This window comes from Prauserella flavalba (assembly GCF_003202235.1).
GTDB lineage: Bacteria > Actinomycetota > Actinomycetes > Mycobacteriales > Pseudonocardiaceae > Prauserella_A > Prauserella_A flavalba.
Genome location: NZ_MASU01000001.1, coordinates 259,721 through 276,447 on the forward strand (window position 1 = coordinate 259,721; position 16,727 = coordinate 276,447).

Here is a 16,727-nt window from a genome sequence, read left to right on the forward strand (position 1 = left end):
GGCCATCACTGCGGTCGGCGCCTTGCGGTCGGGCGGACAGGTTGCGCGGCTAGCTGCCGTTGCGGCGAAGGGTGCGCGTCACGCCGGCCGCCACCGTGGTCGCGAGCACCCAGCCCATCGCCGTGAACCCGGTGGAGACCCACTTGTCCTCGTCGGCCATGTACCAGCGCCCCTTGTTGCCGAAGTCGGCGATCGGCACCAGCAGGTCGGCGGTGTAGAGCACGGGGTTCCACTCGAGGCCGGAGTCGTCGCGGTTCACCGTGCAGCGCTCGCCGATCACCTCGAACCGCTCGGTGTCGAGGGTGCACTCGTCGCTGCGCAGGCCGAACCACAGGCTCCCCGCGACGAGCAGCATCACCAGCCACGCGAGCGCGCGCACGGGACGGTAGCCGTAGCCGACCATCGAGCGCTGCAACCAGCTCCACAGCCGAACGCCGAGCCCGAGGAACCGGTACCCGTGGGCCAGCGACTCGTAGCGGTACTGCTGCTTCTTCAACAGCACCGTGTCGGCGTGCTCCTCGTTGCCGCTCGTGCGCAGCATCGTGGCGAGCTGGTCGTAGGGGCCGGGCCGGTAGCCGGGCATGGCGTCGTGCAGCATCCGCAGCCGCGTCTTGACGGTGGTGTCGTCGCGCAGGTCGATCGGGGTGTCGAGCGCGTCGTAGCGGAAGTCCTCCAGCTCGAGGCCGCCCGTGGCCTGCCACAGCGCGGGCGTGTCGGACAGCGTCCCGCAATGCGCCCTGCGCAGCACCACCGTGCCCTCCGGCGGGACCTCGGGGGCGAGTACGAACTCGTCGGCCACGGTGTCGCCCGCGTCGAGCGCGATCCCGTCCCTCGGCGTCGAGACCAGCTCGGCGCCCGTGAAGTCGATCTGCCGCTTGACCACGGCCCCGTCCATCGTCACGCCGCCCCTGGCCCGGAACGGCCGGTCGCGGTTGGCCATCAGCAGCAGGCTCCTGGCGATCTGCACCGACCGCAGGTCCACCGCCCAGCTGCCGGCGTCGGTGATCTCGGGCTGGCCCACGTCGGTGCCCCTGAGGTCGATGCTCCCGCCGACGGTCATGCCCTGCAGCCGCAGCGTCCCCGCGACGGCGCAGTCGGTGAGCAGCAGGTTGCCGGACACGGTGCTGCGCCGGGCCGAGATCACGTCCCGCTCGGGGTGGAAGAACGTGGCCCCCGAGACCAGCACGTTGCCGCGCACGGTGACGTCGGCGAGCCGCAGCTGGCCCTCCGACCACATGCCCTTGCCGTCGATGTCGCCGTTGATCTCGCTGCCGTCGAGGTGCACGGCCCGGTCGTGGAACGGCGGCGTCTGGCCCCGCAGCACCTTGATCCGCGCGCCCGCGAGGCGCAGCGAACCGCCGAGGTGGGCGTTGACCATGCGGATCGTGCCGGTGACGTCGAGCTGGTCGCTGAGCTCGACGTTGCCCTCCACATGCATCCGGTCGGCGATCAGAGACGGCCGGGGATCCACGTACCAGTCACCGGTCTTCCACGCGTCCACCACGATCTCGCCGGTCTGGTCGACCGCGAGCCGCCCGCCGCGGAACACGATGTCGCCCGCCACGTTCAGGCTCGGCATGAACAGCATCCCGTTGGCGGTGAACCGCCTCCGGTCGGCGCGGGGCCCGTAGTTGTCCACCTCGCACAGCAGGCTGCCGCCGATCTGCATGCCATTGCCGTTGAGGGCGAAGCCCTCCGGGTTGTCGAGCGTGGCGCCGGAGAAGTTCACGTTGCCGCCCGCGCGCAGGCCGGGCACGCGCACCTCACCGCTCGCCTCCAGCCGGTACGCGAGCAGCGCCCCGGTGATCACGAGCCGGTCTGCCTGCACGGCCTTGCCGCGCGGGTGGAAGATCCGCGTGCGCGTGAGCACCACGGAGCCCTCGATCACGGCGTCGGTGAGGTTGACGGCCGCGTCGGGCAGCCCGCGCTCCAGGTCGTCGGCGCGGCGCACCGTGGTCTCCGAGTCGTCGCGACCCGAGTCGACCTCCACCAGACAGCGGATCAGCCGGACGTCGTTGCGGCTGCGGAAGTTGCGGGCCTTGAGCCCCGGCAGCCAGCACCTCCGGAAGACGAGCCCGAGCAGGTTGGCCTCGCGCACGTCCGGCGGCTGCTCGAACCGGCAGCGCTCGAACCGGAACAGGTACTGCAGGTCCGCCGCGCGCAGGTCGAGCTTGCCCGTGATGTAGGCGTCCTCGACCTGCACGATCGGCGCGTTGGTCGCCTGCTTGCGCCAGCGCAACAGGCCACCGCTGCCTGGCTCGATGAACGGGCGCAGCAGGTCGGCGGCGTTGACTTCGTAGCGGCGGTCCGGGCTCGGCGCGAAGGGGTCGAACGGGGGCCGCTCCGGCTCGACGGTCTCGACCTGCCCGTCCTCCCCCTCACCGGGTTCACGGCCTCCCCGGCGAAAACCCGGCATCTCACGTCTCCTCTGCTGCCCACCGTCGGGTGAAAACACTCCCTGTACGTGGACGAGTGCGCAGCGCGGTTGGTTCCCGGATCAGTCCGTGACGTGAACGGGATTCAGCACCCGGTGCAGGAACGTCTGCGTGCGCTCGTGCCGCGGGTCGCCGATCACCTGCGCGGGCGGACCCTCCTCCACGACGACGCCGCCGTCCATGAACAGCACCTTGTCGGCCACCTCGCGGGCGAACTGCATCTCGTGGGTCACCACGAGCATCGTCATGCCCTCGTCCGCGAGCTGACGCATGACCCCGAGGACGTCGCCGACCAGCTCCGGGTCGAGCGCCGAGGTGGGCTCGTCGAACAGCATCACCGCGGGCTGCATCGACAGCGCCCTCGCGATCGCGGCCCGCTGCTGCTGGCCGCCGGAGAGCTGCGAGGGCATCGAGCTCGCCTTCTCCTCCAGCCCCACCTTGCGCAGGTTCTCCCTCGCGATCGCCGTGGCCTCGGCGGCGTCGCGCTTGAGCACCTTGCGCTGCGCGATGGTGAGGTTGTCGAGCACGGAGAGGTGGCCGAACAGGTTGAAGCCCTGGAAGACCATGCCGATCATGCGGCGGGCCTTGTCGATGTCCACGTCCGGATCGGTCATCTCGAAGCCGTTGACGAGCACCGTGCCCGAGTTCGGCTCCTCCAGCAGGTTCACACAGCGCAGCAGCGTCGACTTGCCGGAGCCCGAAGGGCCGATGATGCACACGACCTCGCCGCGCCGGACGCTCATGTCGATGCCCTTGAGCACCTGGAGCTTGCCGAACGCCTTGTGGAGGCCGGAGACCTCGATGATCGTGTCGCTCATGCCGTCACCTTCAGTCCTTCGTCCACCTTGCGGCCCGTCCTGCGCTCCAGGTACCGCGACAGGTAGCCGAGCGGCACGGTGATGATCAGGTAGCACAGGCCGGCGAGCAGGATCGGGGTCAGCGAGCCCGTCGCGTTCAGCCCCTCGCGGCCGAACTTCGCCAGCTCGTACTCGTCGCGAACCAAGCCGAGCAGGTAGATCAGCGACGAGTCCTTGGTGAGCAGGATCAGCTCGTTGGTCAGTGGCGGCAGGATGATCCGGAACGCCTGCGGGATCACGACCGTGACCGTGGTGCGTGCCTGGGACATGCCGAGCGAGCGGGCCGCCTCGATCTGCCCGGGCGGCACGGCCTGGATGCCCGCCCGCAGGGTCTCCGCGATGTAGGCGGAGCCGACGAGGCCGAGCGCGATCGCCGCGGTCGAGTAGATGTCGAACCGGATGCCGAAGGCCAGCGGCACGCCGTAGCCCAGCGCGATGAACACGAGCAGCGCGGGGATGCCGCGGAAGAACTCGATGTAGATCGTCGCGAGCCAGCGGTACGGGCCGACCGACGACAACTTCATCAGCGCGAGGATGAGCCCGAGGCCGAGGCCGAGCGCGAACCCGAGCGCCGTGTAGATGATCGTGTTGACGAGAGCGGTGGAGAGGATCTCCGGGAACTGCGTTGAGGCCGCGTCCAGGTTGAAGAACGCGTCGCGGATGGTGCCCCAGTCGGCGAACACCGCCAGTAGCACGACCGCGAGGACGAGGACGCCGTACTGCACGCCGCGGAAGGCCCGCGCACGCTGGCGCCGAGACATCGCCATGAAAAGAACTCCTCGAGAAGTGGCTCGTGAGTGACGGGCTCGCCACTCACGAGCCGAGGTCAGCGGTTACTGGCTATCCGGCTTCCGGCCGAACCACTTCTCGTAGATCTCGTCGTAGGTGCCGTCCTGCTTGGCGGCGGCGAGCACGTCGTTGATCTTCGACCGGAGCGCGTTGTTGCCGGTGCGCACGGCGATGCCGTACTCCTCACCGGTCTCGAACTCGGTGGTCACCTCGGTGTCGGGGTTGTTCTTGACGAAGTCGTACAGCACGGAGTTGTCGTTGATGCCCGCGTCGATCTGGCCGGTCTTGACGGCCGTCTGCAGCAGGGCGAGGTCCTCGTACTGCCGGACCGTGTAGCCGTGCTTGGCCTTGTTCTCCTCGGCGTAGTCCTCGCCGGTTGTGCCGAGCTGCACGCCCAGCACCTTGCCCTGGAGCTTGTCGAGCCCGTCGATGCCGGAGCCCTTCTTGACGAGCAGCGCCTGGTTGGCGTCGAAGTAGCCGTCGGAGAAGTCCATCACCTTGTCGCGGGTGTCGGTGATGGTGATCGCGGCGGCAGCGAGGTCGCATTGGCCGGTGTCGAAGGAGGCGCCGGACTCGATGCCCTCGAACGAGGTGTCGAAGATTTCCTGCTGCACGCCGAGGTCCTTGGCGACGAGGTCGACGAGGTCCACGTCGAAGCCCACGGTCTTGCCGTCCTGGGTGAACTGGAACGGTGGGTAGGGCAGGTGCGTGCACGTGGTGAGCTTGCCCTCGTTGATCAGCGAGACCTCACCGCCCGCCTGCGAGTCGTCTCCCGGGTTCACCTCTTCGGCACAGGCGGCCGCGGTCGCGGCGAGGGCGAGGGCCGGCAGGAGAATCAGCGCTCTGGTGTGCAGTCGACGCGCCACGATGTTCACTCCTAGTAGTTCATACTGGTTGAGTCCACGCATCCTGCCACCCTCTGGGGCTAGTGCACAGCACCAGGGACGTTACGGAGCAGTTGCGACCCGCTGAGACCCGTCCGCAGTGAAGGCCACCTTGCCTGCGCCCGCCCGTCTCCCCCCACCACCGAAGCGGAGGCGCTGCGCCGGTTGAACGCAGCGAAGGTGGCCTTCACTGCAGATTGGCGCCGTCGCTCGACTGGGTGACGGACGGTCTCGGCGAGCGCGGCGAGGCTCAGGTGGCGTCGGCCAGCGGGCGGGACGCTCGTCGAGCAACCTGCGCAGCGGACGCTGTACACGGCGGTCGGCTGTTTCGCGGGCTCCTCGTGCCGGGTCCAGTCGATCTCGTCGTCGCGGTGCGCATCGGCAGCCGCTGCGGCCGCGAGCCGATTCCGCAGGTCGCCATTGGTCATCGCCGCTACTCCCATCGCAGTACACGTCCGGACTCGTTTATCGCCGCCGCGGGCAAGCGCATCGGGGACGAGCTCCAGAAGGTGCCGCCCTCCGTTGGCGGGTCCCCACAAACGTGACGCACGTCTTGTCGACCGGCACCCGAGCCGGGTTACCTTGCCAGACGTGCCCGCACCACGTGTCTCCCTACCTGCGGCGGACCTCGCCAGGACGGTCGTCTTCGCCGCCTTCATCGCCGTGCTCGGGATCTTCCCCGGCATCTACCTCGGCGGCTCCGGCGTGCCGATCGTCATCCAGAACGCCGGGCCGCTGCTGGCCGGGGCGATCCTCGGTGCCCGCAGGGGCACGGCATCGGTCGTGCTCCTGCTCGGCCTGGTCGCCATCGGCCTGCCGCTGCTGTCCGGTGGCCGTGGCGGCCTCGCGCCGTTCGTCGGCCCGAGCGGGGGGTTCCTCATCGGCTGGATCGCCTCCGCGCTGGTGGCCGGGCTGATCGTGCAGCGAGCGGAGCGGCCCGGCCTGCCCGTGCTGCTGCTCGCGACCACGGCGGGGCTCGCCGTCGACTACGCGATCGGCATCCCGTTCCTCGGCGCGTACACAGGCGACCTCGGCGCCGCCGCCGTCCAGTCGCTCGTGTTCCTGCCGGGTGACGCGGGCAAGGTGGTGGCCGCGGCGGTGATCGCGGCCGTCGTCCACCGCGCGCTGCCCGGAACACTGACGCGCCCGGTGGTGCGCGGCGAGTGACCCTTTCGCCCCCGATCCTCGGTGGGGCCGCACTGCCCGCCGAGCTGCTCGCCCCGGTGCACGGGGCGGCCGCGGCGCTGGCCGCGCGGGGGACCGGCGAGGGCTCGCGCATCGCCGTGGACGCCCCTGAGCCGCTGCCGTGGCTGCTCGGCGCCGACCTGCTGGGTGCGGCCACGCTCGTGCTGGAACCGTCGTGGACACCGGCCGAGCGGGCGGCCGTGCTGGCCGACGCCGCGCCGGACGTGGTGGTGACGGAGGCCCCGGAGCCCACGACGGCACGCGTCGAGCCGCGTGGGCACGACCGCACCGCGTTCTACCTGGCCACCACGTCGGGCAGCTCGGGGACGCCGAAAGTGCTGACGCGCACGCGGCGCTCGTGGCTGGCGAGCTTCGCCGCGCTCGGGCCCGCACCGGGGCCGGTGCTGATCGGCGGGCCGCTCAGCTCGTCGCTGTTCCTCTTCGGGGCCTTGCACGCGCTGTGGTCGGGCGCCGAGCTGCGCCTGCGGCCGCGCTTCGAGCCGCGGGAGGCGAGGGCCGCGGCCACCGTGCACGTGGTGCCCGCGCTGCTCTCCACACTGCTCGCCGAACGGGCACCCTCGGCGCTCCGGAAGGTCGTGTGCGGTGGGGCGCACGTCGGCGACGGGCTGCGCGAGCGCTTCGCGCGCCTGCTGCCGCACGCCGAGCTGGTGGAGTACTACGGCTCAGCCGAGCACTCGCTGATCGCCCTCCGCCACGCCAACGGGCTGCGACCGGTGCCGGGTGTGGAGCTGGACGTGCGGGACGGCGTGCTGTGGGTGCGCTCGCCGCTGGCGTTCTCCGGTTACCTGCACGACGGCGCCCTCGAGCCCGCGCCGGAGTGGTCGAGCGTCGGCGACCGCGTGGAAAGGAGCGCATCGGGTGTGCTGACCGTGCTCGGCCGCGGCTCGGCAACGGTGTCCAGCGGCGGCAGGCTGGTGGCCGCCGAGGAGGTGGAGGCCGTGCTGCGCGCGGTGCCCGGCGTGGCCGACGTGCTGGTGACGGGCACGCCGCATCCCAGGCTCGGCGAGCTGGTGACCGCGATCGTGGAGTCGGACGACTCGCCGTCGCTGCGGGACCTGCGGGCCGCGGCACGCGAGGGGCTCGCCCCCGGCAAGCGGCCCCGGGTGTGGCTGGCCACGAAGGCGCTGCCGCGCACGGCTTCGGGCAAGCCGGCCAGGGCGCGGGCCGCCGAGCAGCTGCGTGACGGGATCCTGCTCGCGGAGCCGCTGCGATGAGCGACGAACGGACCCCCGTGGTCGTCGCCGCCCGCCGGAGCCCGATCGGCAGCGCTGGCGGCGCGCTGGGCAGGTACACCGTCGACGAGCTCGCCGCGCCCGTGCTGCGTGCCGTGCTCGCCGACGCGGGCTTGAGCGGCGTTGACGACGTGCTGCTCGGCAATGTCTTCGGACCGGGCGGGAACCCCGCCCGCGTCGCCGCGCTCCGCGCGGGACTCGGCACCGAGGTGCCCGGCGTGACCGTCGACCGGCAGTGCGCGAGCGGGCTCGCCGCGATCACCCTGGCCGCGGCGCTGGTCCGCGCGGGCGAAGGGGACGTCTACCTCGCCGGCGGGGTCGAGAGCGCCTCGACGGCGCCGTATCGCGCGTGGCGCACCGAGCCGCCGACCTGGTACACGCGGGCTGCGTTCGCACCGGCCGAGCTGGGCGACCCGGACATGGGCCCCGCCGCCGACCGGGTGGCCGCCGAGGCCGGGATCTCCCGTGCCCGCCAGGACGCCTTCGCCGTCCGAAGCCACGACCGGGCCGTCGCCGCCCAGCGGGAGGGCCGCTTCGCGGCCGAGCTGGTGCCGATCGGCGGGGTGGATCGGGACGAACGGCCGAGGGCGGGGTTCACCGTCGAGCGGCTCGCGCGCTTCCGGCCCGCCTTCACGCCGAACGGCACCGCGACCGCGGCGAACTCGTGCGGCGTCAACGACGGCGCCGCCGCGGTGCTCGTGGTGAGCGAGCGGTTCCGGCGTGAGCGCGGCCTGCCGGGGTTGCGGCTCCTGGCGTCGGCGACGTCCGCCGTGGACCCGAACCTGCTCGGCCTCGGTGCCGTGCCCGCGATGAAGTCGGTGCTCGACCGCACGCCGGACGTCGTGGAGTTCAACGAGGCGTTCGCAGGGCAGACGCTCGCGTGCCTCGACGCGGCCGGGATCGACGAGGAGACCGTGAGCCCCGACGGCGGCGCGATCGCGCTCGGGCATCCTTGGGGGGCGTCGGGCGCGGTGCTGGTGGTGCGGCTGTTCCACCGGCTGCGCGGCACCGGCGGTTCGGGGCTGTCCGCGCTGTCGGCGGGCGGCGGTGTCGGGGTGGCGGCGATGTGGGAGGCCGTGTCGTGATCGAGTTCTCCGGCGTCGGTCACCGCTTCGGCGACCGCGTCGTGCTGTCCGACGTGGACCTCACGCTGCCGGAACGCCGGGTCGCGTTCGTGGGGGCCAACGGCTCCGGCAAGTCCACGCTTGCCCGCATGATCAACGGCCTGGTGCTGCCCGGCGAGGGCCGCGTGCTGGTGGACGGCCTCGACCCGGCGAAGGACGGCCGCAAGGTACGCAAGCACGTCGGGTTCGTCTTCACCAACCCCGACAGCCAGATCGTGATGCCGACCGCGGGCGAGGACGTGGCGTTCTCCCTTCGCGGCACCGGACTGTCCAAAGCGGAGCGTGCGCGGAGGGCGGCCGAGGTGCTGGCCGAGTACGGCCTCGACGGCTACGCAGAGCACCCCGCCCACCAGCTCTCCGGCGGGCAGAAACAGCTGCTGGCCCTGTGCGCGATGCTGGTGCTCGATCCGGCGGTGCTCGTGTGCGACGAGCCGACGACGCTGCTCGACCTGCGCAACAAGCGCCGGTTCGCCGAGCTGCTCGGCACGCTGCGGCAGCAGGTGGTGCTCGTGACCCACGACCTCGACCTGCTGGACGGCTTCGACCGCGTTGTGGTGCTCGACGGCGGGCGCGTGGTCGCCGACGACGAGCCGGAGCCCGCGCTGCGGTACTACCGGAAGCTCGCCGAATGATCTCCGCGCACGAACCGGGGACGAGCATGGTGCACCGCACGCCCGTCGGCGCCAAGCTCCTGGCGTTGTTCGTGCTCGCCGGCGCGGTGTTCGTGCTCGGCTCGCCGCTGTGGCTCGGCGTGCTGTGCGGTGTGGTGCTGTTCGGCTACGCGCTCGCGCGGATCCCGGCGAGACGCTGGCTGCGGACGGCGCGGGCACTGCTGATGCTCGCGGTGTTCGTGTTCGCGTTGCAGTGGTGGCTGCTGGGCGGGCAGGCCGCGCTGGTGGTATGCCTGCGCCTGGTGACGGCGCTGGCCGCGGCGAACCTGGTGACGCTCACGACACCGGTGGACGACGTGGTGTCGGCCGTCGAGCGGTGGGTGCGGCCGTTGCGGCGGTTCGGGGTGCGGCCGGAGTCGGTCGGCCTGCTGGTGGGGCTGACCATGCAGGCGGTGGCGACGCTGTCCGGCATCGCGGGCGAGGTGCGGGAGGCGGCGAAGGCGCGCGGAGCCGAGCGCTCGGTGACCGCGTTCGCCGTGCCCTTTCTCGTGCGCACCCTCCGCCACGCCGACGAACTCGGCGAGGCCCTCGCCGCCCGCGGTGCCCCCGATCGCTGATCGTCCCCCAAGCGTCAGCCTTTCGCGTGGGCGTCGAGGATGTGGGCGACCGCCTCGGTGACGCGCTGGGCGTGGTCGAGGTGCAACCACTCGTCGGGCACGTGGGCGTTCGAGTCGGGACCCAGCGCGCCCGTGACCAGGAACTGCGCCTCGGGGTACTTCTCGCCGAGCAGGCCCATGAACGGGATCGAGCCGCCGAGGCCGACGCTGCGCCACGGGCTGCCGAACACGCCGTCGCTGACCCGCTCCAGCGCACCCGAAAGCCACGGGGCGAGTTCGGGCGCGTTCCAGCCGTCGGCGTGCTCGATGCCGGTGAGCTCGATGGTGGCGCCGTACGGGACGTCGGTGGTGAGTGCCTTCTCGATGGCGTTCAGCGCGGCGGCGGAGTCGGCGGTGGGCGGGAGCCGGAAGCTCAGCCCGAGCGTGGTGTGGTCGCGAAGGACGTTGCCCGCCTCGTCGGGCTCGGGGAAGCCCGAGGCACCGATCACGGACAGCGTGGGCCGCCAGCTGTTGTTGAGCAGCAACTCCAGCTCGTCGTCGGACACCGGCCGCGTGGAGCCGTGCAGCGGGAACGCCGTACGCGTCGCGCCGGGGGCGACCTCCGCCGTCGCGCGGGCCTCCTCGACGCGGTTGGCCGGGATCTCGACGTTGCACTCCTCGATGAGGATCTTGCCGCTCGCCGCGTCCTCGATGCGCGTCAGCAGCTGCCGCAGCACTCGGAACGAGCTGGGCACGACGCCGCTCGCGAGCCCGGAGTGCTGCGCCGAGTCGAGCACCCGCGCGGTCACGCGCACCTGCGCGAGGCCGCGCAGGCTCGTGGTGAGCCACAGCCGCTCGTAGTCGTTGCCGCCGGAGTCGAGACACACCACGAACGACACGCGGCCGAGCCGTTCGGCAAGGTGCTCCAGGTAGGCGGGCAGGTCGGGGCTGCCGGACTCCTCGCCGGTCTCCAGCAGCACGACGGCGCGGGCGTGTTCGCCGCCGGCGGCGTGCACGGCCTCCAGCGCGACGGTCGCCGCGTAGCCCGCGTAGCCGTCGTCGGCGGAGCCGCGGCCGTAGAGCTTGCCGTCCTCGATCACCGGCTTCCACGGGCCGAGCCCGTCGGCCCAGCCGCCGACCGGCGGCTGCTTGTCGAGGTGACCGTAGAGCAGCACGGTGCCGCGGTCCTCCGCACCGGCGGTGGCTGGCACGTCGAGCAGCAGCACGGGGCTGCGGCCTTCGAGGCGCACGACGTCGATCGTGGCCCCCGGCAGGTTTCGCGCGGACAGCCATTCGCGGACGTGATCGACGGCCGCGTCGAGCTGCCCCGTCCGGACCCAGTCCCGGTCGAACACGGGAGAGAGCGCGGGGATCTCGACCAGACCGGAAAGGCTCGGCAGTACGTCATTCGCCCACAGCTCGCGGACTGTGTCACTCACGGTTCGCTGTTCCACGGATTCATCCTGCCAAACGGCTGAAGGTCACAGTTCGGTTCGGGGCTTGTGTGAGCGCTCAGTATGCGAATAACGTCCATATTCCGTAGTGATCCACATCACGTTCAAGGACGAAGGAGTGGATCAGTTGCCCCCACCGATGCTCTCCGTCAGCAACCTCGAAGTCGTCTACGACGACGTGGTCCTCGTGCTCAGGGGACTGAGCCTCGAGGTGCCCACCGGCGCCATCGTCGCGCTGCTCGGCGCCAACGGCGCGGGCAAGACCACCCTCCTGCGCGCCGTCACCGGGCTGCTCATGCCGCATCGCGGCAAGATCACCAAGGGCACGGTCCGGCTCGAGGACGCCGACATCACCGCCGCCGACCCCGCCGAGATCGTGCGCAGGGGCATCGCGCAGGTCATGGAGGGAAGGCGCGTCTTCGCCGAGATCACGGTGGACGAGAACCTGCGGGCGGGCGCCTACACGCGGCACTCCCGCACCGAGATCCGCGAGTCCTACACCCGCGTGCTCGACCTGTTCCCGGTGCTCGCGCAGCGGAGGAAGTCGATCGCGGGCTACCTCTCCGGCGGCGAGCAGCAGATGCTCGCCATCGGCAGGGCGCTCATGGCCTCGCCGAGGCTGCTGCTGCTCGACGAACCGTCGCTCGGGCTCGCGCCCCGGCTGGTGGAGCAGGTGCGCGACATCGTGGCGCAGATCAACGAGCAGGGCACGAGCGTGCTGCTCGTGGAGCAGAACGCCGTGATGGCGCTGTCGATCGCGGACTACGGCTACGTGCTGGAGACCGGCAAGGTCGTCAAGGACGGCCCCTCCGCCGAACTGCTCGCCGACTCCGACATCCGCGAGTTCTATCTCGGGACCAGCGCCGGACAGCGACGCTCCTTCGCCGACGTCAAGAGCTACCGGAGGAAGAAGCGATGGAGCGCGTGAACGGCCCGCTGCTGGAGTTCACGGGCGTGACGCTGCGCTTCGGCGGGGTCACCGCGCTCGACGACGTGTCGTTCGAGGTCGAGCCCGGGGAGCTGTTCGCGATCATCGGCCCCAACGGCGCGGGCAAGACGTCGATCTTCAACTGCCTCAACGGCGTCTACCGCCCGCAGCGGGGCACGATCACGCTGGACGGGACGTCGCTGCTCGGCCGCGCCCCTGCCGCGATCGCCGGTCTCGGCGTCGCACGCACGTTTCAGAACCTCGGCCTGTTCGCGCACCTCACGCTCATCGAGAACCTCATGCTCGGCAGACACCACCTGATGCACACGGGTTTCTTCTCCGGGATGTTCTGGTGGGGCAGAGCCAAACGCGAGGAGATCGCCCACCGCGCCGCGGTGGAGGAGATCGTGGAGCTGCTGGAGCTGGAGCCGTACCGCAGGATGCCCGCGGGACTGCTGCCCTACGGCGTCGCGAAGCGGGCCGAGCTCGGCAGGGCGCTGGCGATGGAGCCGAGGCTGCTGCTGCTCGACGAGCCCGTGGCCGGCATGAACCTGGAGGAGACCGAGGACACCGCGCGCTACCTGCTGGAGGTGAGGCGCGAGCTGGGGCTGGCGATGATCCTCGTCGAGCACGACATGAGCCTGGTGATGGACCTCGCCGACCGCGTGCTGGCGCTGGACTTCGGCGTCGTGATCGCCACCGGCAAGCCGAGCGAGGTGCAGGACGACCCGCACGTGATCGAGGCCTACCTCGGGGGTGCGGCATGACGTCCAACACCGCCAGCAACACCGCCAGTGCCGACGCCGCCCTCGCCGCCACGGGTGATGCCCGGCCGACACTGCCCGGCAGGCTGCTCGCGAACGCGAGCGAACGCGGGAAGTCGGTGGCGCTGCGCGAGAAGTACCGCGGTTACTGGCGCGAGTGGACGTGGGCCGAGTACGCCCACCGCGTCGCGTGCGTCGCGGCCGGGTTGCGCGAGCTGGGTGTGGAGCCGGGCACGCGGGTAGCCGTGCACGCCGAGAACCGGCCGGAATGGGTGATCGCGGACCTCGCCGTGCAGGGCCTCGGCGCGCAGTGTGTCGGCGTGTACCCGACCTCGCCCGAGAGCGAGGTGGAGTACCTGCTCGGCCACTGCGGTGCCCGCGTGCTGATCGCCGAGGACGAGGAGCAGCTCGACAAGGCGCTCGCCGTGCGCGACCGGCTGCCCGAGCTCCGGCACATCGTGGTGATCGATCCGCGCGGGATCCGCCAGGAGGGGCTGCTGACGTTCGCGGAGCTGGAGGAGCGGGGCGCGGCGAGCGGCGATCCGCTCGCGGCGTTCACGGACTCCGTGGCCGCACTCGACCCCGCCACCCCCGCGATCATCGTCTACACCTCGGGCACCACGGGGCCTCCGAAGGGCGCGCTGCTCTCACACCTCAACCTCGTCGCGTCGGCGAGCACGTTCGTCGGCGCGCTCGGCGGCTCGCCGTCCGACGAGGTGCTCAGCTACCTGCCGCTGTGTCACATCGCCGAGCGGCTCACGTCGGTGATCGACTCGGTGTGGGCGGGCTCGGTGGTGAACTTCGGCGAGGGCGGCGCGTCGTTCACCCACGACCTGCGCGACATCCAGCCCACCGTGTTCCTCGGCGTGCCCAGGGTGTGGGAGAAGATGCTCGCCGGTGTCGAGCTGCGCATGGCCGACGCATCGCGGCTCAAACGCGCCCTCTACCGCCTGTGCCTTCGCCAGGGCAGGCGCATCGCGCCCCGCCGGATGCGCGGTTCGACGACGATCGCCGACCGGATCGTGCTCGCGCTGTGCGAGCTGCTCGTCTTCCGTGCGCTGAGGGAGAAGCTCGGCCTGGTGCGGGTGCGCGTGGCGCTCAGCGGCGCCGCGCCGATCGCCCCGCAAGTGCTGGAGTACCTGTGGGCCATCGGCGTCGCCGTGCGCGAGGGCTACGGGCAGACCGAGAACACCGCGATCTGCACGCTCACGCCACCCGGCGACGTCCGGCTCGGCTCGGTCGGCACCGCGCTGCCGGGCGTGGAGCTGCGGATCGCCGACGACGGCGAGATCCTCACGCGCTCGGCAGGCGTGTTCCTCGGCTACCTCGACAACCCGGAGGCCACCGCGGCGACGATCACCGAGGACGGCTGGCTGCACACCGGCGACGTCGGGGAACTCGACGAGGACGGCTTCCTGCGCATCACCGACCGCAAGAAGGACATCATCATCACCGCGGGCGGCAAGAACGTCTCGCCGTCGGAGATCGAGAACCTGCTGAAGGTCTCGCCGTACATCCGCGAGGCCGTGGTGATCGGCGACCGCCGCAGGCACCTCACGGCACTGATCGGCATCGAGCTCGACACGGTGGGCGACTGGGCCCGCCGCCGCGACCTCGCCTACACGACCTACGCCGACCTGTCCGCGAAACCGGAGGTGCACGCGCTCGTCGAGGGCGTGCTCACCGAGGCCAACCAGCGGCTCGCCAGCGTGGAGCAGGTCAAGCGGTTCACGCTCATCGGCAAGGAGCTCGACCACGAGGGCGGCGAGCTGACGGCGACCCAGAAGGTCAAGCGCAGAGCCATCGAGCAGCGCTTCGCGGCGGAGATCGAGGCGATGTACGAATGACGGCTTTCCTCCAGAACTGCTTCGCCGGGCTCTCGCTCGGCTCCACGTACGCCTTGGTGGCGCTGGGTTTCGTGGTGATCTTCAAGTCCACCGGCGTGATCAACTTCGCGCAGGGTGGGCTGCTCGCGCTCGGCGCCTACCTCGGCTACACGTTCTCTAACAACCTCGCCGTCGCGTTCGGGGTCGCGGTGCTGCTGTGCTGCGCCTCGGCGGCGCTGGTCGGGGCGACGTTCGAGCGGATCGTGTTGCGCCGCATGGTGGGACAACCGCCGTTCGCGGTCATCATGATCACCATCGGCCTGCTGTTCATCCTCGAACCGATGATCACCGCGATCTGGGGCTTCGACCAGAAACAGATCACCAACCCGTGGAACATCCGCACGGTCGAGGCGGGCGGGCTCGTGTTCGGCGTGCGCGACCTGTGGACGATCGGCCTCACCGCCGCCGTCGTGGCCGCGTTCTTCGTGTTCTTCCGGTACTCCTCGCTCGGGCTCGCCATGCGCGTCACCGCGTTCGACCCCGAGGCGGCGCTCGCGCAGGGCATCAGCGCGCGCCGCGTGTACGCGACGTCGTGGGCCATCGCGGCGGCGCTCGCCGCGCTCGCCGGGATCCTCATGGCGGCGGGGCCGGGCGGGCTGACGCCGTCGATCGGGTTCATCGCGCTCGCCGCGTTCCCGGCGATGATCCTCGGCGGCATGGACTCACCGGCGGGCGCGGTGCTGGGCGGGCTGGTGATCGGGCTCGCGGAGGCGCTCACGCGGGGCTACCAGGACGAGCTGTTCTCGTGGGCCGGCTCCAACGTGTCGGTGATCGTGCCGTACCTGCTGATGATCGTGATCCTCCTGATCCGTCCCTACGGGCTGCTCGGCACCAAGGAAGTGAGGCGGGTCTGATGGGCGCGCACCGCAACGTGACCAGGGGCTACGCCGACGAGCTTCGCCTGTTCGGCACGCCGCTCGCGCGCACCGGTCTCGCCGCGCTGGTCGTGGTGTTCCTCGTGCTGCCGACGGTGGTGCAGAACGACTTCTGGCTCTCGGTGCTGATCTACGTCGGCATCACCGCGATCGGGGCGATCGGCCTGAACCTGCTGACCGGCTACTGTGGACAGATCTCGCTCGGGCACGCGTTCTTCATCGGTGCGGGCGCGTACGCCGCGGCGAGGGTCGGTGGCGAGATCGGGCTGCCGCTGCCGTTGTGGCTGCTGGCGGCGGCCGCGATCGGTGCCGCGCTCGGCGGGCTCATCGGCCCGTTCACGCTACGCCTTCGCGGGCACTACCTCGCGATCGTCACCCTCGGGCTCGTGTTCATCGGCGAGCACCTGTGGCGCAACCTCACCGATCTCACCGGCGGCAACTCGGGCACGCCGGTGACGGCGGGCGCGTCGATCGGGCCCATCGACTTCAACTCGCTCAACCTGTTCGGCGAGAGCTACTCCCGCAATCAGGGCTGGTTCTGGCTCGTGTGGGGGCTGGTCGCGCTGGTGGCGCTGCTCGCGAAGAACCTCGTGCGCACAAGGCCGGGCAGAGCGCTGCAGGCGGTGCGCGACCGCGACCAGGCGGCCGAGGTGATCGGCGTGCGCGCCGGCCAGTACAAGATCGGCGCGTTCATGCTCTCCAGCGCGATCGCGGCGATGGCGGGAGCGCTCTTCGGCTCGTACCAGCAGTTCGTGAGTCCCGACGAGTGGAACCTGCTGCTGTCCATCCAGTACATCGCGATCGTCATCGTCGGCGGGCTCGGCACGATCTTCGGTGCCGTGCTCGGAGCGATCTTCGTCGGCGCGCTACCCGCGCTCATCGATCGCTACAGCGAGGCCATCCCCGGCGTTCAGACCAGCGTCGGCGGCGAGGGCTTCATCAGTGTGTTCGCACTCAACCAGGCCCTGTTCGGGCTGCTGATCGTGCTGTTCCTGGTGTTCGAGCCACGGGGGCTGGCCGGCATCTGGCTACGGATCAAGGCCTATTTCAAGGCCTGGCCCTTCTCCTACTGAGGCAAGGAGGCTC

General features: G+C 71.0%; 16 protein-coding genes. 11 read left to right on the forward strand and 5 right to left on the reverse strand.

Annotated features, from left to right (window positions below; genetic code table 11):
- Positions 1–49: 49 nt before the first annotated feature.
- The 4 genes from BA062_RS01390 to BA062_RS01405 form a co-directional block, all read right to left on the reverse strand.
- On the reverse strand, positions 50–2,416 hold the full coding sequence (locus BA062_RS01390) for a translocation/assembly module TamB domain-containing protein (RefSeq protein ID WP_110334160.1): 2,367 nt from the start codon (positions 2,414–2,416) through the stop codon (positions 50–52).
- 81 nt (positions 2,417–2,497) lie between these two features.
- Positions 2,498–3,253, reverse strand: a complete 756-nt coding sequence (locus tag BA062_RS01395) for an amino acid ABC transporter ATP-binding protein (RefSeq protein ID WP_110334161.1) — start codon at positions 3,251–3,253, stop codon at positions 2,498–2,500.
- Positions 3,250–4,059: an amino acid ABC transporter permease gene (locus BA062_RS01400; RefSeq protein WP_110334162.1), complete on the reverse strand. Its 810-nt coding sequence runs from the start codon at positions 4,057–4,059 to the stop codon at positions 3,250–3,252. Before BA062_RS01400 ends, BA062_RS01395 begins: the two co-directional genes overlap by 4 nt.
- A gap of 66 nt (positions 4,060–4,125) precedes the next feature.
- Positions 4,126–4,947, reverse strand: coding sequence for an ABC transporter substrate-binding protein (locus tag BA062_RS01405; RefSeq protein ID WP_110334343.1), 822 nt, complete (start codon positions 4,945–4,947; stop codon positions 4,126–4,128).
- Positions 4,948–5,162: 215 nt separating this feature from the next.
- Here BA062_RS01405 and BA062_RS39475 point away from each other — a divergent pair, with 215 nt between their 5' ends.
- From BA062_RS39475 to BA062_RS01430, 6 genes are read left to right on the forward strand one after another with little or no spacing between them, the layout of a single operon-like run.
- Positions 5,163–5,510, forward strand: coding sequence for a hypothetical protein (locus BA062_RS39475; protein ID WP_146239987.1), 348 nt, complete (start codon positions 5,163–5,165; stop codon positions 5,508–5,510).
- A 46-nt stretch (positions 5,511–5,556) separates the two neighbouring features.
- Positions 5,557–6,132, forward strand: a complete 576-nt coding sequence (locus BA062_RS01410) for a biotin transporter BioY (RefSeq protein ID WP_110334163.1) — start codon at positions 5,557–5,559, stop codon at positions 6,130–6,132.
- The gene (locus tag BA062_RS01415) at positions 6,129–7,385 is read left to right on the forward strand and encodes an AMP-binding protein (protein WP_245959624.1); all 1,257 of its coding nucleotides are present in this window, start codon (positions 6,129–6,131) and stop codon (positions 7,383–7,385) included. The genes BA062_RS01410 and BA062_RS01415 overlap by 4 nt, the downstream gene beginning before the upstream one ends.
- Complete coding sequence (locus tag BA062_RS01420; protein ID WP_110334164.1) at positions 7,382–8,488, forward strand: thiolase family protein; 1,107 nt, start codon at positions 7,382–7,384, stop codon at positions 8,486–8,488. The genes BA062_RS01415 and BA062_RS01420 overlap by 4 nt, the downstream gene beginning before the upstream one ends.
- Positions 8,485–9,159 (forward strand): energy-coupling factor ABC transporter ATP-binding protein, encoded by a 675-nt coding sequence (locus BA062_RS01425; RefSeq protein ID WP_110334344.1) that lies wholly within the window; start codon positions 8,485–8,487, stop codon positions 9,157–9,159. Before BA062_RS01420 ends, BA062_RS01425 begins: the two co-directional genes overlap by 4 nt.
- Positions 9,156–9,755, forward strand: a complete 600-nt coding sequence (locus tag BA062_RS01430) for an energy-coupling factor transporter transmembrane component T family protein (RefSeq protein ID WP_110334165.1) — start codon at positions 9,156–9,158, stop codon at positions 9,753–9,755. Before BA062_RS01425 ends, BA062_RS01430 begins: the two co-directional genes overlap by 4 nt.
- 14 nt (positions 9,756–9,769) lie before the next feature.
- On the opposite strand, the gene BA062_RS01435 is transcribed toward BA062_RS01430, so the two are convergent.
- Positions 9,770–11,188, reverse strand: coding sequence for a M20/M25/M40 family metallo-hydrolase (locus BA062_RS01435; RefSeq protein WP_110334166.1), 1,419 nt, complete (start codon positions 11,186–11,188; stop codon positions 9,770–9,772).
- A 139-nt stretch (positions 11,189–11,327) separates the two neighbouring features.
- Between BA062_RS01435 and BA062_RS01440 the strand changes: the two genes are divergently transcribed.
- The 5 genes from BA062_RS01440 to BA062_RS01460 are packed head-to-tail and all read left to right on the forward strand — an operon-like array spanning position 11,328 to position 16,714.
- Positions 11,328–12,116, forward strand: a complete 789-nt coding sequence (locus BA062_RS01440; protein ID WP_110334167.1) for an ABC transporter ATP-binding protein — start codon at positions 11,328–11,330, stop codon at positions 12,114–12,116.
- Positions 12,104–12,883, forward strand: coding sequence for an ABC transporter ATP-binding protein (locus BA062_RS01445; protein ID WP_110334168.1), 780 nt, complete (start codon positions 12,104–12,106; stop codon positions 12,881–12,883). Before BA062_RS01440 ends, BA062_RS01445 begins: the two co-directional genes overlap by 13 nt.
- The gene (locus tag BA062_RS01450) at positions 12,880–14,727 is read left to right on the forward strand and encodes an AMP-dependent synthetase/ligase (protein WP_110334169.1); all 1,848 of its coding nucleotides are present in this window, start codon (positions 12,880–12,882) and stop codon (positions 14,725–14,727) included. Before BA062_RS01445 ends, BA062_RS01450 begins: the two co-directional genes overlap by 4 nt.
- Positions 14,724–15,620, forward strand: coding sequence for a branched-chain amino acid ABC transporter permease (locus BA062_RS01455; RefSeq protein WP_110334170.1), 897 nt, complete (start codon positions 14,724–14,726; stop codon positions 15,618–15,620). The genes BA062_RS01450 and BA062_RS01455 overlap by 4 nt, the downstream gene beginning before the upstream one ends.
- The gene (locus BA062_RS01460; protein WP_245959626.1) at positions 15,620–16,714 is read left to right on the forward strand and encodes a branched-chain amino acid ABC transporter permease; all 1,095 of its coding nucleotides are present in this window, start codon (positions 15,620–15,622) and stop codon (positions 16,712–16,714) included. The genes BA062_RS01455 and BA062_RS01460 overlap by 1 nt, the downstream gene beginning before the upstream one ends.
- Positions 16,715–16,727 lie beyond the last annotated feature (13 nt).